The organism is Variovorax sp. UMC13 (assembly GCF_014170375.1).
Lineage (GTDB): Bacteria > Pseudomonadota > Gammaproteobacteria > Burkholderiales > Burkholderiaceae_C > Variovorax.
The window spans coordinates 12,358-32,583 of the sequence record NZ_LZZW01000027.1; the positions used below are offsets into that span (position 1 = coordinate 12,358).

The 20,226-nt window shown below is 63.5% G+C and carries 23 protein-coding genes; 16 read left to right on the forward strand and 7 right to left on the reverse strand.

The genetic code is table 11. The features are described 5' to 3' along the window. Positions 1 to 2 precede the first annotated feature (2 nt). From A9977_RS22140 to A9977_RS22215, 16 genes are read left to right on the forward strand one after another with little or no spacing between them, the layout of a single operon-like run. Positions 3 to 314 carry a conjugal transfer protein TrbD gene (locus tag A9977_RS22140; RefSeq protein ID WP_011171720.1) on the forward strand — a complete coding sequence of 104 codons (312 nt, stop codon included), beginning with the start codon at positions 3 to 5 and terminating at the stop codon, positions 312 to 314. Next, entirely contained in the window at positions 311 to 2,848 is a 2,538-nt protein-coding gene (locus A9977_RS22145) for a VirB4 family type IV secretion/conjugal transfer ATPase (RefSeq protein ID WP_015063520.1), read from the forward strand. The genes A9977_RS22140 and A9977_RS22145 overlap by 4 nt, the downstream gene beginning before the upstream one ends. Further along, positions 2,845 to 3,621 (forward strand): conjugal transfer protein TrbF, encoded by a 777-nt coding sequence (locus tag A9977_RS22150; RefSeq protein ID WP_015063521.1) that lies wholly within the window; start codon positions 2,845 to 2,847, stop codon positions 3,619 to 3,621. Before A9977_RS22145 ends, A9977_RS22150 begins: the two co-directional genes overlap by 4 nt. Positions 3,622 to 3,633: 12 nt before the next feature. Then, complete coding sequence (gene trbG, locus A9977_RS22155) at positions 3,634 to 4,539, forward strand: P-type conjugative transfer protein TrbG (protein ID WP_015063522.1); 906 nt, start codon at positions 3,634 to 3,636, stop codon at positions 4,537 to 4,539. A gap of 2 nt (positions 4,540 to 4,541) precedes the next feature. Then, positions 4,542 to 5,009 carry a TrbH Mating pair formation protein gene (locus tag A9977_RS22160; protein ID WP_015063523.1) on the forward strand — a complete coding sequence of 156 codons (468 nt, stop codon included), beginning with the start codon at positions 4,542 to 4,544 and terminating at the stop codon, positions 5,007 to 5,009. A 5-nt stretch (positions 5,010 to 5,014) separates the two neighbouring features. Further along, on the forward strand, positions 5,015 to 6,409 hold the full coding sequence (locus tag A9977_RS22165) for a TrbI/VirB10 family protein (protein WP_031944009.1): 1,395 nt from the start codon (positions 5,015 to 5,017) through the stop codon (positions 6,407 to 6,409). Between the two features lie 24 nt (positions 6,410 to 6,433). Further along, positions 6,434 to 7,201, forward strand: coding sequence for a P-type conjugative transfer protein TrbJ (gene trbJ / locus A9977_RS22170; RefSeq protein ID WP_075116803.1), 768 nt, complete (start codon positions 6,434 to 6,436; stop codon positions 7,199 to 7,201). A gap of 10 nt (positions 7,202 to 7,211) precedes the next feature. Then, complete coding sequence (trbK, locus tag A9977_RS22175; protein ID WP_031944010.1) at positions 7,212 to 7,451, forward strand: entry exclusion lipoprotein TrbK; 240 nt, start codon at positions 7,212 to 7,214, stop codon at positions 7,449 to 7,451. Positions 7,452 to 7,461: 10 nt separating this feature from the next. Beyond that, positions 7,462 to 9,207, forward strand: a complete 1,746-nt coding sequence (gene trbL / locus A9977_RS22180; RefSeq protein WP_183027047.1) for a P-type conjugative transfer protein TrbL — start codon at positions 7,462 to 7,464, stop codon at positions 9,205 to 9,207. A 19-nt stretch (positions 9,208 to 9,226) separates the two neighbouring features. Next, positions 9,227 to 9,820: a TrbM/KikA/MpfK family conjugal transfer protein gene (locus A9977_RS22185; protein ID WP_015063527.1), complete on the forward strand. Its 594-nt coding sequence runs from the start codon at positions 9,227 to 9,229 to the stop codon at positions 9,818 to 9,820. 13 nt (positions 9,821 to 9,833) lie between these two features. After that, the gene (locus tag A9977_RS22190; RefSeq protein ID WP_183027048.1) at positions 9,834 to 10,439 is read left to right on the forward strand and encodes a transglycosylase SLT domain-containing protein; all 606 of its coding nucleotides are present in this window, start codon (positions 9,834 to 9,836) and stop codon (positions 10,437 to 10,439) included. Positions 10,440 to 10,464: 25 nt separating this feature from the next. Continuing rightward, on the forward strand, positions 10,465 to 10,728 hold the full coding sequence (locus A9977_RS22195) for a conjugal transfer protein TrbO (protein WP_162572153.1): 264 nt from the start codon (positions 10,465 to 10,467) through the stop codon (positions 10,726 to 10,728). Beyond that, entirely contained in the window at positions 10,725 to 11,429 is a 705-nt protein-coding gene (locus A9977_RS22200; RefSeq protein WP_405054701.1) for a TraX family protein, read from the forward strand. The genes A9977_RS22195 and A9977_RS22200 overlap by 4 nt, the downstream gene beginning before the upstream one ends. Before the next feature lie 13 nt (positions 11,430 to 11,442). Further along, entirely contained in the window at positions 11,443 to 11,868 is a 426-nt protein-coding gene (locus A9977_RS22205; protein WP_053057113.1) for an OmpA family protein, read from the forward strand. Between the two features lie 10 nt (positions 11,869 to 11,878). Beyond that, positions 11,879 to 12,355, forward strand: a complete 477-nt coding sequence (locus tag A9977_RS22210; protein WP_220812003.1) for a thermonuclease family protein — start codon at positions 11,879 to 11,881, stop codon at positions 12,353 to 12,355. After that, the gene (locus tag A9977_RS22215) at positions 12,352 to 12,759 is read left to right on the forward strand and encodes a hypothetical protein (protein ID WP_031944013.1); all 408 of its coding nucleotides are present in this window, start codon (positions 12,352 to 12,354) and stop codon (positions 12,757 to 12,759) included. The genes A9977_RS22210 and A9977_RS22215 overlap by 4 nt, the downstream gene beginning before the upstream one ends. Here A9977_RS22215 and A9977_RS22220 read toward each other — a convergent pair. The 7 genes from A9977_RS22220 to A9977_RS22250 all read right to left on the reverse strand — a co-directional run bounded on the left by A9977_RS22220 (position 12,716) and on the right by A9977_RS22250 (position 20,224). Further along, positions 12,716 to 13,378, reverse strand: coding sequence for a recombinase family protein (locus A9977_RS22220; RefSeq protein ID WP_183027050.1), 663 nt, complete (start codon positions 13,376 to 13,378; stop codon positions 12,716 to 12,718). The genes A9977_RS22215 and A9977_RS22220 overlap by 44 nt on opposite strands. Before the next feature lie 60 nt (positions 13,379 to 13,438). Next, a complete protein-coding gene (locus A9977_RS22225) occupies positions 13,439 to 13,822 on the reverse strand; it encodes a hypothetical protein (RefSeq protein WP_021561446.1) in 384 nt (127 codons plus the stop codon). Then, positions 13,819 to 14,382 carry a recombinase family protein gene (locus A9977_RS22230; protein ID WP_021561445.1) on the reverse strand — a complete coding sequence of 188 codons (564 nt, stop codon included), beginning with the start codon at positions 14,380 to 14,382 and terminating at the stop codon, positions 13,819 to 13,821. The genes A9977_RS22225 and A9977_RS22230 overlap by 4 nt, the downstream gene beginning before the upstream one ends. A 235-nt stretch (positions 14,383 to 14,617) precedes the next feature. Beyond that, positions 14,618 to 14,938, reverse strand: coding sequence for a type II toxin-antitoxin system PemK/MazF family toxin (locus tag A9977_RS22235; RefSeq protein ID WP_021561444.1), 321 nt, complete (start codon positions 14,936 to 14,938; stop codon positions 14,618 to 14,620). After that, entirely contained in the window at positions 14,938 to 15,153 is a 216-nt protein-coding gene (locus tag A9977_RS22240; protein WP_021561443.1) for an antitoxin MazE family protein, read from the reverse strand. The genes A9977_RS22235 and A9977_RS22240 overlap by 1 nt, the downstream gene beginning before the upstream one ends. Positions 15,154 to 15,667: 514 nt before the next feature. Next, entirely contained in the window at positions 15,668 to 19,843 is a 4,176-nt protein-coding gene (locus tag A9977_RS22245; RefSeq protein ID WP_183027051.1) for a zincin-like metallopeptidase domain-containing protein, read from the reverse strand. Positions 19,844 to 19,846: 3 nt separating this feature from the next. Continuing rightward, on the reverse strand, positions 19,847 to 20,224 hold the full coding sequence (locus tag A9977_RS22250) for a hypothetical protein (RefSeq protein ID WP_011171724.1): 378 nt from the start codon (positions 20,222 to 20,224) through the stop codon (positions 19,847 to 19,849). Positions 20,225 to 20,226 lie beyond the last annotated feature (2 nt).

Sequence of the window (20,226 nt, forward strand, 5' to 3'; positions counted from 1 at the left end):
CGATGGCCCTCCGCACGATCCCCATTCGTCGCGCCGGGAACCGAGACAACCTGTTCATGGGTGGGGATCGTGAACTGGTGATGTTTTCGGGTCTTCTGGCCTTCGCGCTGATTTTCAGCGCCCAAGAACTGAGGGCAACGGTGATCGGGCTTCTGCTGTGGTTCGGTGCGCTCTTCGCGTGCCGGCTCATGGCGAAGTCCGATCCCAAGCTGCGCTTCGTGTACCTGCGTCACCGTAAGTACAAGGGGTACTACCCAGCGCGCAGCACGCCTTTCCGACTGAACCCGAATAGCCAAGGGAAGCAATACAAATGATCGAAGCAATCGCAATTGGCATCGCGGCGCTCGGTGCCTTGCTGCTGCTCATCCTGTTCGCTCGCATCCGAGCCGTCGATGCGGAATTGAAGCTCAAAAAGCATCGTTCCAAGGACGCCGGCCTGGCCGATCTACTCAACTACGCCGCCATGGTCGATGACGGCGTGATCGTGGGTAAGAACGGGTCGTTCATCGCCTCTTGGCTCTACAAGGGCGACGACAACGCAAGCAGCACCGATGAACAGCGGGAAATGGTGTCGTTCCGCATCAATCAGGCGCTCGCGGGCCTGGGTAACGGCTGGATGCTCCACGTCGATGCCGTGCGCCGGCCGGCACCCAACTACACCGAAACGGGCCTGTCGCATTTCCCTGATCCGGTGTCGGCCGCCATGGACGAAGAGCGCCGCCGACTCTTCGAGGGCCTGGGCACGATGTACGAGGGCTATTTCATCGTCACGATGACCTACTTTCCGCCGCTTCTGGCGCAAAGCAAGTTCGTTGAACTGATGTTCGATGACGAAGCGAAGACCCCCGGCAACAAGGCCCGCACGCAAGGCTTGATCGACTACTTCAAGCGCGAATGCACCAGCATCGAATCGCGCCTGTCGTCGGCCGTCAAGCTGCAGCGCCTGCGTGGCAACAAGGTGGTGAACGAAGACGGCTCCACGGTCACGCATGACGATCTGCTGCGGTGGCTGCAGTTCTGCATCACGGGCATGGATCACCCTGTGCTGCTGCCCAGCAACCCGATGTACCTGGATGCCGTGATCGGCGGCCAGGAGCTGTTCGGCGGCGTGGTGCCCAAGATCGGCCGCAAGTTCGTCCAGGTCGTCGCCATTGAGGGCTTTCCTCTGGAGTCAACACCGGGAGTCTTGACCGCCCTGGGCGAGCTGCCCGTCGAATACCGCTGGTCGAGCCGCTTCATCTTCATGGACTCGCACGAGGCCGTGAAGCACCTGGACAAGTTCCGCAAGAAGTGGAAGCAAAAAATCCGTGGCTTCTTCGACCAGGTGTTCAACACCAATACCGGCTCGGTGGACCAGGACGCCATGTCCATGGTGAACGATGCCGAGTCTGCGATTGCCGAGGTCAATAGCGGCCTGGTCGCGGTGGGTTACTACACCAGCGTCGTCGTCCTGATGGACGAAGACCGCGAAAAGCTGGAAACCTCTGCACGCCAGGTAGAAAAGGCCATCAACCGCCTGGGCTTCGCTGCGCGGATCGAGACAATCAACACGCTGGACGCCTACCTGGGAAGCCTTCCGGGCCACGGCGTGGAGAACGTTCGCCGCCCGCTCATCAACACGATGAACCTGGCCGATCTGCTGCCGACAAGCACGATCTGGACGGGCCTCAACAAAGCGCCTTGCCCGATGTATCCGCCGCTGTCGCCGGCACTCATGCATTGCGTGACGCACGGTGCCACGCCGTTCCGTCTCAACCTGCATGTGCGCGACCTGGGCCACACCTTCATGTTCGGTCCCACGGGTGCCGGCAAGTCAACGCACCTTGCGTTGATCGCGGCGCAGCTCCGTCGCTATCAAGGCATGTCGATCTACGCCTTCGACAAAGGCATGTCCATGTACCCCTTGGCCAAGGCCACGGGCGGCAAGCACTTCACCGTGGCGGCCGATGACGACAAGCTGGCCTTCTGCCCTCTGCAGTTCCTGGAGTCGAAGAGTGATCGGGCTTGGGCGATGGAGTGGATCGACACGATCCTTGCGCTGAACAACGTGGAAACCACCCCGGCGCAACGCAATGAGATCGGGAACGCGATCATGAGCATGCACGCCAGCGGAGCGCGCACGCTGTCCGAATTCAGCGTGACGATCCAGGATGAAGCGATCCGCGAGGCGATCCGGCAGTACACGGTGGACGGCAACATGGGCCATCTGCTCGATGCCGAAGAAGATGGTTTGTCGCTCACCGACTTCACCGTTTTTGAAATCGAAGAGCTGATGAACCTGGGCGAGAAATACGCCCTGCCGACGCTGCTCTACCTGTTCCGCCGCATCGAGCGCAGCCTGAAAGGCCAGCCGGCCGTCATCATCCTGGACGAAGCCTGGCTGATGCTGGGACACCCGGCGTTCCGCGCCAAGATTCGGGAATGGCTCAAGGTGCTGCGCAAGGCGAACTGCCTGGTGCTCATGGCAACGCAGAGCCTTTCCGACGCGGCGAACTCGGGCATCTTGGACGTGATCGTGGAATCGACCGCAACCAAGATTTTTCTGCCCAACGTGTACGCCCGCGATGAGGACACGGCGGCGCTCTATCGCCGCATGGGCCTCAACGCTCGCCAGATTGAGATTCTGGCTACGGCCATTCCGAAGCGGCAGTACTACTACGTTTCCGAGAACGGCCGGCGACTCTACGACCTGGCTCTAGGCCCGCTGGCCCTGGCGTTCGTCGGCGCGTCCGACAAGGAATCCGTGGCGGCTATCAAGAGCCTCGAAGCCAAGTTCGGCGATGCCTGGGTGCATGAATGGCTCGCCGGCCGCAATTTGAAACTTTCTGACTATGGGGTGGCAGCATGAGCTTTGCAGACACGATCAAGGGCTTGATTTTCAAGAAGCCCGCACAGCCGGCTGATCCCCGGCGCGCACCGGATTCGGTGATGGAAGGTGGCCGACGCAGGGGCGAGGTCGAAAACCCGTACCTGGCGGCACGCCGCACCTGGAATGAACACGTTGGCGCGGTCGTCTCGTCGCGCCAGACCTGGCAGGTTGTCGGCATTCTGTCGTTGTTGATCGTCCTGGCCGCCGTGGGCGGGTTGATCCACATCGGCAGTCAATCGAAGTTCGTGCCCTACGTGGTCGAGGTAGACAAGCTCGGCCAGGCGGTGGCCGTCGCGCCGGCACAGCGAGCCGCTGCAGTCGATCAGCGCGTGGTGCACGCCTCGGTGGCCTCGTTCGTCAGCGATGCCCGCTTGGTGACGCCTGACGTGGCCTTGCAGCGCAAGGCCGTGTTCCGGCTCTACTCGATGCTTTCGGCCAACGATCCGGCCACGGCCAAGACCAATGAATGGTTGAACGGCAGCGAGGACAGCAGCCCGTTCAAGCGCGCCGCGAAGGAAACGGTCAGCACCGAAATTCTCTCGGTGATCCCGCAGACACCCGACACCTGGCAAGTGGACTGGATGGAGACGACACGCGACCGGCAGGGCGTCGTGAAGGGCCTGCCGGTCCGCATGCGGGCCTTGGTCACGGTCTACACCGTCGCCACCACTCCAAACACCACGGAAGAGCAAGTGCGCAACAACCCGCTTGGCATCTACGTCCGTGACTTCTCTTGGTCGAAACAGCTTTAAGGGGCAACACTCATGAACAAGTATCTTCTCGCTTTGGTCCTGGGCGCTGCGCCCGCATTCGCACTCGCTGCAGGGCCGGCCGGCCCGGCTGACAAGAACCTGGCCGACCTCTATTTCTCCAAAGACAACCCGACGCTGACGCCGCAGGAAAAAGCGGCCGTCGCCATCGCTCAGAAGTGGCGCGACAACAGCGCGACGGGCATCAAGCCGGTGGCCGGCGCCGATGGCTCGATCCGCTTCCTGTTCGGTGCGCAGCAGCCCAGCATCGTGTGCGCAGTGCTGCAGGTCTGCGATGTGGAGCTGCAGCCCGGTGAACAGGTCAACTCGATCCACCTGGGCGACACCGCCCGGTGGACGGTCGAGCCGGCCATCACGGGCAGCGGCCCGGCCGAAGTGCAGCACCTCATCATCAAGCCGATGGACGTGGGCCTGGAAACGTCGCTGATCGTCACCACGAACCGGCGCACGTATCACCTGCGGCTGCGCTCGCATCGCACGGAGTTCATGCCCCGTGTGGCGTTCACCTACACGGAAGACGCAATGGCGAAGTGGGACGCCATCAAGACCCGCGAAGTGAAGGAAAAGCAGTCGCGCACGATCCCGCAAACCGGCGAGTACCTGGGCGATCTGAACTTTGCCTATGACGTGTCGGGATCGGCCGCCTGGAAGCCCGTGCGCGTCTACAACGATGGGACCAAAACCATCATCCAGATGCCCAGCACGATGCAGCAGACGGAAGCGCCGACGCTCCTGGTCGTTCGCAAGGATGGCGGCGTTTTCACGGATGAAGAAACCGTGATGGTCAATTACCGCGTGCAGGGTGACCGCTACATCGTGGACACGGTTTTCGACAAGGCCGTGCTGATTGCCGGCGTCGGCAGCAGCCAAGACCGCGTGACCATCACCAGGGGGAAATAACCATGCGCAAGACCGCTTTCCTCGCGCTGCTCGTGGTCGGCCTGGCCGGCTGCGCCACCACTGCGCCATCCACCTACGGCAACTTCACGCAAAGCGCGCCTGCAGCCTTCAATCAAACGATGGCTGATGACGCCGCGAAGCAGCTCGTTGCCGTGTACCCGCCCGCAAGCACGCGGTTCGATCTGCAGCACGCCACGCCGGATGCCTTCGGCTCTTCGCTGGTCGAGTCGCTGCGCGCCAAGGGCTACGCCCTCTTGGAGTTCAAACCAGCCGCGCCGGCCTCGGCCGCATCGGCGGCCACGGACGCCACGGCGACCGCCGGCAAACCGCTGCGGTACATCCTCGATCAAGCTGAATCGAACCTGTACCGCGTGACCCTGCTGGTGGGCAACCAGTCATTGACCCGCGCTTACTCGGCTGCACAGAACGGCACTCTGTACCCGGCCGGCGCGTGGGTTCGGAAGGAGTAACGCACATGAGCGAAGACCAAATGTCGCCTGACGCTTCCCCTGGGGAAGTGACAAAGAAGACCGGCGTTCGCCGCGTCAACAATCTGCCGGTCTACATCATCGGCGGCCTGATGGGCGTGTTCCTGCTGGTCATGGTGTTGGTGGCTGCGGATCGCGCAGCCCAGCAGAACCGGCCGGCCGGTGCGAAGGACGAAAAGGCTGGCAACACCAGCATGTTCGCCAACGAGATTGCCGGCAACCAGAAGGACGGGATCATTCAGGCCGAGCGGCCAGCACCGCCCACGGTGCCCGACCTCTCGCAGCCGCAAGGCCAGGCCATCGACGTTGCCCGCCCGGACAACCTGGACGCGCCGCCGACGCCACCGACCAGCGCAAGCCTGGATGACCGTGTCAACAACGACGAAATGCAGCGCGTCCGCATGGCGAAGATGCAGCAGCTCGAAGAGGCCATCAAGGCAAAGACGGGCGTGCGGGGCATCGCTCCGCGCAGCTCGGGATCGACGCCTGGCGGCCTGACGGATGGCGCAGCGCCGGCCACCCGCGAGGAAGCGTTAGCCCGACTGGCGGCCGTGCGCCAGCAGATCGACGCGCAGACCCGCGACGACCCCACGGCGGCCTACAGAGCGCGCATGCAGCAGCTTCAAGCCGGTGGGGTAGGGGGCATGGCCGGGGGAGGCGTTTCGGCGGCTCCTAGGCTCCTGCAAACGGCCGGCTCCAGCTCGTCGGGGAGCAAGGACTATTCGCAGTTCGCCAACTCCGGGCAGGAAGACCGCTGGAAGCTCGATTCCAAGCCCGAAGCGCCACGCTCGCCGTATGAGCTGCGCGCCGGTTTCGTCGTGCCCGCCACGCTGATTTCAGGCATCAACTCCGATTTGCCCGGTCAGATCATGGCCCAGGTGAGCCAGGACGTGTTCGACACGCCCACCGGCAAATGGAAGCTGATTCCTCAAGGCTCGCGCCTTGTGGGTCGGTACTCCAGTGATGTGGCATACGGCCAATCCCGCGTGCTGATTGCCTGGCAACGCATCGTCTTCCCGGACGGCAAGGCAATGGATATTGGTTCGATGCCTGGTGCGGACAGCGCCGGTTATGCGGGCTTCAATGACCAGGTGAACAACCACTATTTCCGGCTGTTCGCATCGGCATTCCTCATGTCTGGCGTGACGGCGGGTATCACCATGAGCCAGAACCAGGATCAGCAGAACAACGGCAATCGGCAGACGGCCAGCGGCGCACTTAGCGAAGCGTTGGGCCAGCAGCTCGGCCTTGTCACCGCTCAGTTGATTTCCAAAAACATGAACATTGCCCCGACCCTCGAAATTCGTCCGGGCTACCGTTTTAACGTCATCGTCACAAAGGACATGACGTTTTCCAAGCCGTACCAGGCGTTCGACTACTAACCCAAAGGAGAAAGCGAAATGAAGATGCTCACTAAGAAAGTTTTAGCGGCTAAAGTCGCTTTGGTTTTTGCACTTACTGCCCCTGGCGTGATGACCCCCGCGCAGGCCGGCATCCCGGTTATCGACGGTGCGAACCTGACGCAAACCGTCATGTCGGCGGTGGAGAACGTTGCGCAGACGCTCAAGCAAATTGAGCAGTACCGCACCCAGCTCCAGCAGTACGAAAACATGATTCAGAACACGGTCGCACCGGCCGCGTATATCTGGGATCAGGCCACGTCCACGATGAACCAGCTTCGCGGGGCCATCGACACGTTGAACTACTACAAGAACCAGGCGGGCAGCCTCGACGGCTACCTGTCGAAGTTCCAGGACGTGTCCTATTACCGCTCGTCCCCATGCTTCAACATCGGTTGCACGAAGGCTGAATTCGACGCCATGAAACAGGCTTCCAACAAGCTGAATTCGGAAGCTCAGAAGAAAGCCAACGATGCGCTGTTCAAAGGCTTGGACAAGCAGCAGGACGCAATGGAATCCGATGCGCGCCAATTGCAACGCCTGCAATCTTCCGCGCAGGGAGCCACCGGCCAGATGCAGGCCATCGGCTTTGCAAACCAGCTCGCCAGCAACCAGGCAAACCAGCTCCTGCAGATTCGCGGCCTGTTGATCGCGCAACAGAACGCGGTCGCCACGCGCAACCAGGTGATTGCAGACAAAGAGGCGCAAGAGGCCGCTGCTGCCGAAAACTTGCGCAAGGGCGAGTACCGCGCTAGCCCTGCGCGCACTTGGTAAGGGCTGCTCGATGAAGACCAACAAGGTTCTTACCTTGGCCCTGGCCGCCCTCGTGGCGGCCTTGGTCGCCGGCTGCGGCGAAAAGCCTGCAGAACAACCGGCCAAGCAAGCCATGCCCGAAGTCAACGATGAGAACTGCAAGCCCGCGAGCGTTGCCAAGATCGAAGACAAGGGCGCGCAGCAAGCGTTTTCGTCGCTGTGCCTGCGCCGTGGTGGCGGTTTCAAACCCAGCGAAAAGAAAGAATGGTGAGGTTGTGACTATGAGAATGCCAGCCGTATTCAAGAACGCCGGCCTGCTGTTTGTTTTGCTGTGGCTGGCGTTCTTTTCCATTGAGGCGCAAGCGGCTATCGACAATGCCGGCGTCTTAGATAACGTCCTCAACCGCTATTCGGCCGCCGCCAGTGGTTGGGCCGGCTTCATCACGGCCCGGGCCACCTGGTTGTTTTGGACGCTCGCAGTGATTTCGATGGTGTGGACGTTTGGCTTCATGGCCTTGCGCAAGGCCGATATTGGCGAGTTCTATGCGGAGTTCATCCGCTTCACCATCTTCACCGGCTTCTTCTGGTGGCTGCTCACGAACGGGCCGAATTTCGCCACCGACATCATGAGTTCGCTGCGCACCATCGCAGGCAGTGCAAGCGGCACCGGCTCGACGCTGACGCCCTCCGGGATCGTTGATATTGGTTTCGACATTTTCTTTAAGGTGCTCGATCAGTCTTCGGTGTGGTCGCCTGTCGATAGCGCGGCCGGCATCCTCATCAGCGCGGCGATCCTCATCATCCTGGCGTTGATCGGCGTGAATATGTTGCTGCTCCTGGTGAGCGGCTGGATATTGGCCTATGCCGGCGTTTTCTTTCTCGGCTTCGGTGGATCGCGGTGGACTTCGGACATGGCGATCAACTACTACAAGACCGTCCTGAACATCGCCGCGCAGCTCTTCACGATGGTTCTGCTCGTCGGCATCGGCAAGTCGTTTGTCGATCAGTATTACAACGCCATGAGCGCCGGCATCAGCCTCAAGGAATTAGGCGTGATGATGATCGTCGCGGTCGTGCTGCTGGCCCTGGTCAACAAGCTGCCGGCGATGGTTGGCGGCTTGGCGATGGGCGGCGGAACGCACGCCCTCGGCGGTGGCTTTGGTGCCGGCGCAGCGATGGGTGCGGCGGCGGTGGCCGGCGCGGCCATCGCCACGGGCGGCGCGGCGATTGCAGCCGGCGCGGCCAGCGCGGCCGGTGGCGCGCAAGCCCTCATGGCGGCCTACAGCAAAGCGTCTGCGGCATCCAGCGAGGGCGGCGGCGGTGGTGGCATGGGCGACACGATGGGCGGCGTCGCTATGGCCGCTGCAGGCCCTGGCGGCGGCAGCTCTGGCGGTGGCAGCGTCTTCGCGGGCATGGACACCGGCAGCAGCTCGGGCAGCAGCTCGGGCGGCGGCTCAAGTGGCTCAAGTGGCTCGGGCGGTGGCTTCGGTGGTGGTGCCTCCGAAGGCGGCAGCTCGGGCGGCAAGAGCAGCGCGCCGGCAGGCGAGGGCAAGGACTCGGGCGGTGGCGCGGCACCTGGTGCCGAAGGGAAGGCCGACGCAGGCGGCAAGGCCGCAGGTTCTGACGCCAAGGGAGGGGGGCAGGGCACTGGCCTGGCACCTGGCGAACAACGCTCCACCGGCAGCATGTTGGGCCGTGCGGCGGCTATTGCTGCGGGCACTGCGGGCAACCTGGCGCAAGGCTCCTGGGACGTGGCGAAAGCCAAGGCCGCGAGCATGCGCGAGTCGGCTCTTGATCGCATCAGCGAAACCACGGGCGGAAAGATCGCAGCCGCGATCAGGGCGCAGGACGCGGCAGCGCCGGCAGACCTGTCCACTCCCGCACCGGCACCCAGCAGCGCCGCGCAGGCCTCGACGGCCGCGACGGCCTTCAACGACAACGAACTGTCTGCAGGCAAGGGCCAGGCAGAAACCCCCGTCGCGCCCGAAGTGGCCGACTTCATGAATCGCAATTCCAAAACCTCGTAACTGCAAAGGAGCATCAACCATGCAACGCAAAAACCTCATCGCCTCGGCCGCTCTTGCGGTGGCCGCCTTCGGTGCGATTCCAGCCACTGCCAGCGCGCAGGAAATCCTCACGGGCGATACCCGCCTGGCCTGCGAAGCGATCTTGTGCCTTGCCACTGGCACCCAGCCCAGCGAATGCACGCCTTCGCTGCGCCGCTATTTCAGCATTTCGTACCGCAAGCTGTCGGACACGATCCGGGGCCGCGTCAACTTCCTGAACCTCTGCCCCGTCGCCAATCAGACGCCGCAAATGTCGGCCCTGGTCAATGCGCAGGCCAATGGTGCCGGCCGGTGTGATGCCGCTTCGCTGAATGCCGTGCTGCGTTCGTGGACGGGTTCCGACGATGGCATGGTGTACGTCAGCAACCAGATGCCCAGCTACTGCACCGCCTACACGACGCACGCCTACACGGACTTCTCGGGCACGGTGCCGCGCTATGTGGGGATTCCTGAGCGGGGAGGGTATTGGGTCGAGGCGCGGGACTATGACCGCGCCCTGGCCGAATACAACGCCCGCATCAAGGCCGAAGACGAAGAGCGCCGCCGGGCCAGTTGGGGCGGCGGTGGCAACTAAGGGAGCCTGAACCATGCCTTTCATCGATCTCCCGCCCCAGCTTCAAGAGCGCGTCATCTGCTCGATTTCGGCCGCCGTCAAATACGAAGTGCCGGCGAACATCGTTCTTGCGGTCGCGGAGAAAGAAGGCGGCAAGCCGGGCCAGTGGGTGAAGAACACGAACGGCACGCATGACGTGGGCCCGATGCAGTTCAACACCCTGTACCTGGGCGACCTGGCGAAGTACGGCATTACGGCAAACGACGTAGCAGCGGCTGGCTGCTACTCGTTTGACCTGGCGGCCTGGCGGCTGCGGCAACACATCCGCAAGGACAAGGGCGACTTGTGGACGCGGGCGGCTAACTACCACTCGCGCACCCCCCAATTCAACGTGGTCTATCGCGCCGACTTGATGCGCAGGGCTGTCAAGTGGGCCGACTGGCTCGATGCGCGGTTCGTCACCCGCGACGTGACAAAGCCCGGCGCAATCCCTTCGACTCCGGTAGCCGTTCAAGCGGTCGCTCCGACCGCGCCAGTGGTATCGAAGCCGGCCCCTGCAGCGGTCCCGCAGGCAGCGCCTGCAGGGCCTTGGAGCACTGCCAGCTACGTGCCTCGAAAGCTCATCATCAACGGCCAGTGAGGCCGTTTTTTTAGCGGATAAAAACATGGACTTTCACGCCTTCATGAAGCGGTACACCCTCGGCCTTTTCGGTGTCATCAAGAGCTATTGCGATTGGGCCGAGTCGCAGGCCAAGAGCCAGGGCGATTTACTGCTGCTTGCCTTCGGACCGCTGCTCCTGCTCGGCCTGGTGCTCTGGTCGCTGCCGGCATGGATCGGCAAGACCATTGCGCTGATCCTGCTCGCGCCCGTGCTGTATCTCGCCTTCGTCGCCCTCCAGCACTACAGCCGGCGAGGTGGCCGCAAGTGAGGTTGCCGCGCCTGGTCGTCGCTGATGGATCGGTCGAAGCGTTGAAGTGGCTCGCGCTGCTGCTCATGACCGGCGATCACGTCAACAAGTACCTGTTCAATGGCACGGTGCCGCTGCTGTTCAACGCGGGTCGCCTGGCGCTGCCGATCTTCTGCTTTGTCCTGGCGTACAACCTGGCTCGGCCGGATACGCTGCAGCGCGGCGTCTATCGCCGCACCTTGAAGCGCCTGGCCCTCTTCGGCCTTGTCGCCACCCCTGCATTCCTCGCCTTGGGCGGCCTGTGGGCCGGCTGGTGGCCGCTGAACGTGATGTTCACGCTGCTGGCCGCAACGGCCGTGCTCTTCCTCATCGACCGGGGAGGCCGTCCGCGCCTGGTTGCCGCTGCCGCCGTGTTCCTCGTCGCCGGCAGCTCGGTCGAATACTGGTGGCCGGCGCTCTCGATCTGCCTGGCTGTCTGGTGGTACTGCAGGAAGCCATCGGTGCCGGCGCTCGCGCTGCTGCTGGCGTCCTGCGCCGCGCTGTGGTTCATCAACGGCAATTTTTGGGCGTTGGCGGCGGTCCCCGTGGTCGCCGCGGCTGCGCACGTCGATGTGCGCCTGCCCCGGCTGCGGTGGGCGTTTTACGCCTACTACCCCCTGCACCTGGTCGCGCTTTGGCTCATCCGAATCCCGATGAGCAAGGCCGGCTACCTCTTTTTCTGATTGGAGCGTGTTCATGTTCAAACCGTGCCTGCTGGCCCTCTCTGCTGCCTTCCTGGTGGCCGCGCAAAGCGCATCGGCCCAGCCGATGACCGAATACGGCAGGCCGGTCCTGTCGGGTGTCTTCGTGTCGTTCCCCCATGGCGGCACGGCCTTCCGGCCCACGGCACGGCAGGAAGCGGAATTGCTCAACGCGAAGGATGCCGACCTGGTGACGATCAAGGGACGCACCAGCACACTCAAGCCGAGCGCGCAGGATGAATCGCTGGCCCTTGCTCGGGCACTGTCGGCGCGCTCCTATCTCATCGCACGCGGCGTTTCGCCGTTGAAGATCGTCGTCAACTTCGCATCTGCTGCAGACTTCATCGCGGACAACTCGACTCCAGAAGGCCGGCTTGAGAACCAGCGCGTGGAAGTCGAACTTGTCTTCGTGGGCAACTGACATGGCGCGCTTGGCTCGCCTGGTCGCGCTGGTCCTGTGCATCGCTGCAGGACAGGCACACGCCGATTTCGCGGGCCGCGTCGTCGGCGTTGTCGATGGTGATACGGTGGATGTGTTGGTGGATCGCACGCCGATCCGCACGCGCCTGGCTGAGATTGACGCCCCCGAGAAGGCGCAAGCCTTCGGCACCAGGTCAAGGCAGGCGCTTGCTGCGGCGGTGTTCCAGAAGTCGGTCTACGTGCGATCGGCGTCCGTCGATCGCTACGGCCGCGCGATCGGCACGCTGTTGGTGGACGGCCGCAGTGTCAACCGCATGATGGTGGAGCAGGGCATGGCCTGGGTGTATCGGGCCTACCTGGTGGATCGGTCGCTGCTCGACGTCGAAGCAGCGGCACGCGCTGGGCGGGTCGGCTTGTGGGCCGATCCGCACGCGGTCGCGCCCTGGGAGTGGCGCGCAGAAAAAAGAAAGGGATGGGACGCCAAGTGAAATTCACCGACGAACAGAAGCACAAGGAAACGCTGGCCGTGCTCGAGAACGTTCTCGACTACCTGCAGCGTCTTCCCTCGGTGCCGGCCACCACGGCCATGTGCGAGAAGATCAAGGCCCACATGGACAAGCCGGCGCAGCGCCTGGTCGCTGACTCCAAGCGCGAGCTGATAGGCATGTGGATCACGCCGGCCGGCAAGCGCATGTTTGAAGCCTCATTGATCGGGGATCAGCTCACCGTGAGCGTTCCAGATTCAACGGATGACCTCCCACGCAAAAGCGTCGAAGAAAAAGCGCAGTCCCGCAATGAGGTGTCGGCCGCCGTGGTTAAGGCGCTCATGCGGCCGGCCGGCGTCACGGTCAAGCTGGTGAGGCCGTCGCCCGCATTGACCAAACGCGCTTGACCTGGCTTTCGCTGCAGCCGGCCAGCCTGGCCGTATCGGGGATGCTGTGCCCCGCAGTGCGCAGCGCAATGATCCTCTCGTGAGTTGCTGTGTCGGCCTGGCGGCCGGTGTACCGTCCCGCTTCCTTCGCAAGCGCCACGCCCTGGCGCTGCCGCTCGCGCCGGTCTTCGTAGTCGTCGCGGGCCATCTGCAGGGCAAGGCGCAATAGCAGCTCCTGCAGCGACTCCAGCACGATCTTGGCAACGCCCTGGGCCTCGGCCGCGAGGTCGCTCAGGTCGACCACGCCGGGCACCGCCAGGCGGGCACCTTTGGCGCGGATCGAGGCCACCAGGCGCTCGGCCTCGGCCAGCGGCAAGCGGCTGATGCGGTCGATCTTCTCGGCCACCACGATTTCACCGGGCTGCAGGTCGTCAATCATGCGCAGCAGCTCGGGCCGGTCGGCCCGTGCGCCCGATGCCTTCTCCCTGTAGATGCCGGCGACGTAGCAGCCCGCAGCGCGTGTGCTGTCCACGATGGCCGTCTGCCGGTTCAAGTCCTGTTCGTCGGTGCTGACGCGGAGATAGATGCGCGCCACCTTGAACCCAACACCTTGCGCCTGGTGCGCGGCCGGCGTCCGCATTGTCATTTTCAGAAGGCGACTGCACGGAATGTCAGGAGTCGGCTGCACGGCCTGTCGGGGCTATTTTTTGCGGGAGCGTTCCATGTGCAGAACAGCGTCAAGCAATGCCATTGAATCGCAGGTGTCGGATGCGTAGACCGTGCGCGTCCTTGGGTCATACGACACCATGACGAACGGGTCTGAGGTACGTTCCGTGCTCCGGGGCGCTTGACGCTTGGAGCGGTAGGTTCTGCATACCTCCCTCTTTTCGGCAAGCTGCTGGCCGATCTTCTTCCAGTCAAAGAGATAGTCGGGATACAACCGGCGCATGTCTCGCTTGTCCTGCGGCTCAAGCGTGTAATTGCGAATCCGCATGATGTTGTAATTGCTCCTGCCGACTTTGACCGTGAGATAGCAAAAGCCCTTTCTGGTCGTGACGAAGGCACTGCTTTGCTTGCGGCTCATGGTTGCTCGCTCCCGCCTTGCAGCGCGGCGTATAGGGCCGTCTTGCTCACCTTGAGCCGTGTAGCAGCCTCCCGGACGTTCAGCCCGTTGGCAATATGCTCCTGCGCCCGCTGCAACTTGTCGGCAGTGACAACCGGCTTGCGCCCGCCCTTGCGCCCGCGAGCGGCGGCAGCGGTCAGCCCGGCCTTGGTGCGCTCACGGATCAAGTCGCGCTCGAACTGGCCCAGCGCGCCGAACACGTGGAAGATGAGCCGCCCGCCCGGTGTGGTGGTGTCAATGCTTTCTGTCAGCGACCGGAAGCCGACGCCACGCGCTTCCAGCGCGCCGATTGTCTCGATGAGGTGTGGCATCGAGCGCCCGAGCCGATCCAGCCGCCAGACGGCCAGCACGTCGCCGTCGCGCAGATAGGCCAGCGCGGCGGCCAAGCCGGGCCTGTCGGCCTTGGCCCCGGAAGCCGTGTCCTCAAAGACGCGCTCGCAGCCCGCCTTGCGCAGTGCATCCGTCTGCAAGGCGGTGTCCTGTTCAGCCGTCGATACCCGCGCATAGCCGATGAGTGCCATTACCGCCCCTTTTGTCCGTTTTTCCGTCCGCCTATCATAATGTCCGACAACCCGTTATTCAAGCGCATTGCCGGACAGTGACCGGCTTGGCCGACTAATGATCGTTTGACGGACAAGGCGGCGCATGTGCCGCCATCCCGGCGCAATGGAACAGCGAACCGACTTAAGCCGGAACCGCCGAAAATTCCGGCGCGATACCGAGTAAGCCGGAATCCCAGATTTTTCCGGCACCGGGTCAAATAACGCCAACGACCAACAGGAGCGCCCTATCTATTGCTTTCATTCGCTCATCGTCGAGGCGGCCAAACGGTTCACTGATTTTGGTGCGCGGTAGCGTCGAGAGCTTGTCCACCATAACTTGCGATAGTGCGCGCAGCCCGTTAGCTGGATTCGGTTCCACGGTGACGCGAAACGCGGCATTGCGCAGGTCGCTTGTCACTGGGCACAGCACAACGCTTTCCAAGTCGGTTAGTAGGTCTGATTGAACGATCAGGGCTGGTCGTGGTTTGCCGTAGTCACCCTGCAATGAAACCGTCACGAGGTCGCCTCGCTGCATCACTCCCAGCCCTCAACGTGCGATGCCGCCTCTTCGGTGAAGCGCAAAACCTCTGCTTCTGCTGGGTCGCCCTTCAGGCTTTGGCATTGCTTGCGCACTTGCGCCGTGAACTCAGGCGAACGGGTGTCCGGCACCCAAAACTGCACAGGCCGCAGCCCCGCCGCGCGCATCCGTTCGCGGTGTCGGGCTACCTTTGATTCGTGAATTGATGGCATGGTGCTCTCCATTGGTTGCATGTATGGTTACATGATACTGCGCATGAAACCATAGCGCAAGCCAAGCCGTTCCGCAACGTCGTGCAGGGAAGTTCTGCGCAATTTCCGCCCTTCTTGGAGTTTCGTGCATAGGACTGCTGACACGACCCGGTCAGAAGTCGGCTGCACACGGGGCGGCCAGCCTCATGAACTGGTGCAGTCGTCTTCTGAAAATGACACCGTCAATTGGTGCAGTCGTCTTCTGAAAATGACAAATTGGCCGGGTCGGTTTTGGCTACCCAAATTGGCCGGCGTGGATCTCGTTCGGGATCTGCTGCAGTAGATCTCGACCAGGTTGGCCAGCCTGGCCAACTCGGTGTTGGCCACGGCCGCCGCGTGCATGCTCGATGCGCGGCAGGGGCAAAAAAAAGCCGCCTCGGGGTGCGAGGCGGCAAGGGAGGCTGCGGAGCGGTAGGGAGGGAGGAACCCGCTCACACAGTGCAGCCATTATGCGGCCTGTTCGTTAAATCCGTTGTCAGATTTTTGCAGCGCGGCGCGGCTGCAACGGTTGGTCTTGTCGTTGCACGCGCTGTTGCTGCTGCTCGATGCGCGCCTGGTGCCTCTCGATCACGTCATGGACGGCGGCCCGCACCTGGCGGTCGATCCCTTCCTTGCCCAGCACGCTTTTGTTCGCCAGGTCGTTGAAGTCGGTCTTGCCCTTCATGTGATCGAGCGCGGCAAGCTGCTGGTCGGTGAGTGCCGTCCCGGTGCGCTGATGCTCCCTGAACTTCTCCGGGGTGACGGGTGGAAGGCCAGCGGGATAGCTGTTCTCGCCCGGCGCAAAGATCGGCAGCATTGCCTTGCCTCCGGTGATCTTCGCGGCCTCCTGGGCCTTCGCCTTGCCTGGGTTGACGCCCTGCGTCAGCTCCAGGTGGCGGTCATCGTCGCCAGCGATGATGACGGGCTTGTCCGGGAATTTCTCGTGCAGAGCCTTCGCAACGGCCGGCAGGTTCCCCGAGTCGAACGCGGCCACGGTGGCGAAGCCCAGCGATTGCGACAAGCTGCCGGCAGTCGCATAGCCTTCACCGATCACAAGGGCGGGGGCCTGGGCCAGCGCATCCATGCCGCCGACGACATGGAAGCAACCTTCCTTGCGGCTGTCCTTCGCAAACCGCTTTGTGCCGTCCTCCTGGATGTATTGCATCGTCCACTGCTTGCCGTCCACGTCCGTTGCGGGGATGTAGGTCTTCTGGCCTGCGCGGTCGGTGAAGACGCCGGCCTGCGGCTCGATGCCCTTGGCCTGCATGTAGGGCGTCGGCTGCTCGACCGGCACCAGGTCGGCCATCTGGCGGCCGACACGTTGCGCGGTCGCTTCGTGGGCCTGAGCCTGCTCGGCTTCGCGGGCCTGCAGCTTGGTGGCGGCCTCGGCCGCCATGCGTGCCTTCTCTTCGGGATCGAGGGTGTAGCCCTTGGACTTCCATTTCATGTCGATGCCGGTCTTGTTGTTCTTCATGTAGCCGGCAGGGTGTCCGTCAAGATGGCCGACATAGAAACCCGAGCCGGCTTTCTCGCTGGGCTTCTCGCCTTCCACGCTGATGCGGTGTTTCTTGCCGTCCATGATGGGATGCTCGCCGCTGACCACGCAGCCGATGGAGCGCAGCGCATCGGCAAACTCTTCCTGCGGCGTCATGGCCGGCCCCTGCTGGTCGGGCACGTTCTCGGGCTTCCAGCGGGCCAGCTTCTCCATGTCGGCCTTCGGGCCGGCATACCAGGACTTCGCTACCTTGTCCCACTCGGCGCCGGCCGCCTTGGCCGCGATGCGCTCGCCGTAGGGAACAGCCAGGTATTCCCGCTCCTGGGCCGCTTTGCGGCCCACGGTGGGGCCTTCGGTCGTCTGCACTGCCTGCGGCGCGTCTACGGCGGCCGTAGCGGCCCCCTGCGCCCATTTTGCGAAGGGGCCTGCAGCCACACCGGCCGGAACGTACCAGGACTGTTCCTGCCGGTCCCACTTCGCACCCAGCGCCTTCGCCTCGTCTTTCTCGCGGTAGGGCACCTGGATGAAGGTCTTTTGCGCCTGGGCTTCGGCCTTGATCTGGCTCGGGGACTGCGCTGCCGGCGCTGCGGCCTGCTGCTGGCCCCGTTCCCGCTCGAACTCGGCGATTCGGCGCTGCATGTCGGCATCGTTGAGCATGGCCGCGCCCTCGGCATCCTTGCGGGCCTCTTTAGCGGCTGAAATTTGCTCGTCCGTGCTGTTCGGGTCGCGGCGCACGGCGTTTTCGAGCACGCGGGCCAGCTTGGCCGCCTGCTCGTGCGGGTTCTGCTCGGTAATGGCATCGACCATGCGCAGCTGGTCGGCCAGCTCGTCGGCCTCGGTGACGGCTGGGAAGTCGGCCAGCCACTGATGCGTGCCGTCCTCGTGCTGCGCGTAGACCCCGAAGAACTCCGGTTCAACGCCAAGGGAATGTGCTGCGGCGACGTGAGGCTTGCCGTCGATCTGTTGCGTCACGTTGCCCTGCACCTGGATTCGACCGTTCCAATCGGCCGGCATGTCCACGCCGAAGCCTTCCTTCGCGCTCTGCTGGAACGATGCCGGGCTGATGGTGCGTGCGTCGGCCGTCAAGATGATGGCATTGCGCCGCTCGGCCAGCTCGAATTTCTCGCTCGTCTGCAGGGCGGCCGGGTCGGACACCCGCGTGACGGCTTCTAGTACGCGCTCGATGTAGGCCGCCTCGGCCCGCTTGGCTTGTTGTGCTTGCATGTTCGCCTCCTGCTGCTTCCCTTCGTCCAACATGGCGGCAACGCGGACGCCGTAGGAATCCTGAATCGACTTATCGGCCCGTGCGGCGGCGGCTGTCGCAATTCGGGCGGCCTGCTCGGCCGTCGCACCTACTGGAATGAGCGCGCCATCTGCCGCCGCCACGTTGCGACCTTCGCTGAGGTACTGGAATTGCAAAGTGCGGTTGATGCCATCGCCGGCCGTGATGAACGCATGTGCATCGTTCTTACCGTTCACTGTATCGAACGACTTGGACGCGATGGCAGCGCCATCGCTGCGCACCCAGCCGGCCGACTCCAGCGCGGCTACGACACTTTCAGCTTGTGTCTCCGGCAGCGCCTGGCGCTGCTGCTGGTCCTGCTCCTGCACCTGTTGCTGCTCCAGGCCCAGCACGTAGTCTTGAATCTTCTCGGCATCTGCAGCGGCCCGGAAAATCTCCAGCGGATCGTCCTGCAGCGCCTTGATCCACGAACCCACATAGGCGACGTGCTGGCCGGGATCGTGGCCGATGCCCAGCTCGTCGCCCAAGATCATGCTGGCGATTTCCGCCCGCAGCTCTTCCTTGGCGTACCCCTCGGACCCGAATGGATTGGACAAGTCTCGATCAAGGCGCGACTCGTGGCCGGTCCAGTGGCCCAGCTCGTGGAGCGCGGTCGCGTAGTAGTTGTCGGCCGTGGGGAACTGCCCCTTGTCGGGCATGTGGATGCTGTCTGTCGCCGGGCGGTAGAACGCCCGGTTCTGCTCGCCGTGGCGGATCACGGCACCGGACGCCTGCAGGATGTGTTCGGCGCGCTCCACGGCCGTCCAATCCTGTTGCTTGCGCGGTTGCAGCGGTGGAAGCCCGTCGATCTGCTCGGCGTTGAACACCGTCGCAAAGAACACCCTCGGCCGCTCCAGCTTGACCGACTGCTTGACCGGCTCGCCCTGTGCATCAAGGACGGGCTTGCCGTCCGCGTCGGTCTTGATCTGCTCGTCGCTGAACTTCCAGTATTGGATCGGCGTTCCCTTCTCGCCCTTGCGCACCTGGGCACCAACGGCAGCCGCCTGCTTGTAGGTCATCCAGCGCTGATCGCTGTGGCCCTGGCTCATGAGCTGGATAGCGTTGATGCCCCGGTAGCGCTTGCCGGTGGTCGGGTTCGTCGGAATGAAAGCACCAGGTTGACCAGGCTCCCACGGCTTTTGCCATGGAGCGGTGCCCTCTTTCAGTTGCTCGATCAGCTTCTCGGCCACTGTCTCGTGAAATGGCTTTTTCGGCTCCATCTTGTCGTCCCTTCTGAATAGCTCGTTGATCTGCGGAAAGGTCTGCTGCGTTCTGGATCGGTCGTGCAGGCCCTGAGCGACGACGCACACGATGTTGTGCAAGTCGTCCGCCTGCATGGGCCGCACGCGGGCGATGCAGGTTTCCGCGAATGACTGCTGGCCCTTCTGCCGCACCTGGTCTGTGCCCTGGGCGAAGAGGTCCGCGCCCTGGTGATGGCTTGGCTCGATGCCCTCGCAGTACAGGGCAAAGACTTCCTCGGCGCGCACGTCCACGGGATAGCCGGCGTAACGCCGGTCTATGTCGTCCCATAGCGGTTTGAGGCTTGGTTCCTCGCGGGCGGCCACCAGGCCGTCCAGCAAGGCACGCTTCTCTGCCGGCGCGAAGGTGTTGGCTCCGTAGTGGCCCAACACCTCGTGCCGCAGCGTCAGCAGCAGGTCGCCGGCGTCCTCCACGTTCGCCAGGGGCACGTCCACGCGGCCACGGTAGGCACGGCCGGCGTGCTGCGTCTCCTTCGGGACGTAGCCGCCTTTCATGTCCTGGGGCACTTCGGCGGCTCGCGGCCCGTACAGCTCGGCGGCGTCCTCGCGGAATTTGTAGGCCAGCTCAAGCGCGCCGGGGTAGTCGCGGACAAAGGCCCGCGTCACCTCCTGCGCCTCGGCTTTCGTGATGGGCATGGATCAGCCCTCCTTGGCCTTGCGTGCGGCGGCCTGGGCGACCGACTCGCCAGGGCGCAGCTCGTACAGCTTGCGGGCGTTGGTGGTCGAGACGATGCGCGGGAGGTCTGCGCTCGGGCCGTCATCGTCAAGGAATGCCGGCTCCAGCGACCCATCGCCGGCCAGGTCGGCCAGGTCGTCGGTGCTGGCGAGGGCATCGCCTTCGCTCAAGGCGTCTTCTGCGAACGCGCCGGCACGGTCGGCCTCGTCGGGATCGAATTCGGCCTGGTAGCCGGGCGTCTGTGCATCGGTCAGCTTCTCGCGCAAGGCTTCCGCGCTGGCTGCGGCGTCGTCAATGGCCGGGATCACTTCGGCGGCCTGGTCGTTGGTTTGCTGGGTCATGT

Coding starts and splice junctions, on each gene's coding strand:
- A9977_RS22185 (WP_015063527.1), top strand. CDS start 9,227: ATGCAACGCAAAAACCTCATCGCCTCGGCCGCTCTTGCGGTGGCCGCC.
- A9977_RS22145 (WP_015063520.1), top strand. CDS start 311: ATGATCGAAGCAATCGCAATTGGCATCGCGGCGCTCGGTGCCTTGCTG.
- A9977_RS22245 (WP_183027051.1), bottom strand. CDS start 19,843: ATGCCCATCACGAAAGCCGAGGCGCAGGAGGTGACGCGGGCCTTTGTC.
- trbK (WP_031944010.1), top strand. CDS start 7,212: ATGAAGACCAACAAGGTTCTTACCTTGGCCCTGGCCGCCCTCGTGGCG.
- A9977_RS22235 (WP_021561444.1), bottom strand. CDS start 14,938: ATGCAGCGAGGCGACCTCGTGACGGTTTCATTGCAGGGTGACTACGGC.
- A9977_RS22160 (WP_015063523.1), top strand. CDS start 4,542: ATGCGCAAGACCGCTTTCCTCGCGCTGCTCGTGGTCGGCCTGGCCGGC.
- A9977_RS22220 (WP_183027050.1), bottom strand. CDS start 13,378: ATGCGGACGCCGGCCGCGCACCAGGCGCAAGGTGTTGGGTTCAAGGTG.
- A9977_RS22240 (WP_021561443.1), bottom strand. CDS start 15,153: ATGCCATCAATTCACGAATCAAAGGTAGCCCGACACCGCGAACGGATG.
- A9977_RS22140 (WP_011171720.1), top strand. CDS start 3: ATGGCCCTCCGCACGATCCCCATTCGTCGCGCCGGGAACCGAGACAAC.
- A9977_RS22190 (WP_183027048.1), top strand. CDS start 9,834: ATGCCTTTCATCGATCTCCCGCCCCAGCTTCAAGAGCGCGTCATCTGC.
- A9977_RS22195 (WP_162572153.1), top strand. CDS start 10,465: ATGGACTTTCACGCCTTCATGAAGCGGTACACCCTCGGCCTTTTCGGT.
- A9977_RS22250 (WP_011171724.1), bottom strand. CDS start 20,224: ATGACCCAGCAAACCAACGACCAGGCCGCCGAAGTGATCCCGGCCATT.
- A9977_RS22165 (WP_031944009.1), top strand. CDS start 5,015: ATGAGCGAAGACCAAATGTCGCCTGACGCTTCCCCTGGGGAAGTGACA.
- A9977_RS22150 (WP_015063521.1), top strand. CDS start 2,845: ATGAGCTTTGCAGACACGATCAAGGGCTTGATTTTCAAGAAGCCCGCA.
- trbJ (WP_075116803.1), top strand. CDS start 6,434: ATGCTCACTAAGAAAGTTTTAGCGGCTAAAGTCGCTTTGGTTTTTGCA.
- trbL (WP_183027047.1), top strand. CDS start 7,462: ATGAGAATGCCAGCCGTATTCAAGAACGCCGGCCTGCTGTTTGTTTTG.
- trbG (WP_015063522.1), top strand. CDS start 3,634: ATGAACAAGTATCTTCTCGCTTTGGTCCTGGGCGCTGCGCCCGCATTC.
- A9977_RS22225 (WP_021561446.1), bottom strand. CDS start 13,822: ATGAGCCGCAAGCAAAGCAGTGCCTTCGTCACGACCAGAAAGGGCTTT.
- A9977_RS22230 (WP_021561445.1), bottom strand. CDS start 14,382: ATGGCACTCATCGGCTATGCGCGGGTATCGACGGCTGAACAGGACACC.
- A9977_RS22205 (WP_053057113.1), top strand. CDS start 11,443: ATGTTCAAACCGTGCCTGCTGGCCCTCTCTGCTGCCTTCCTGGTGGCC.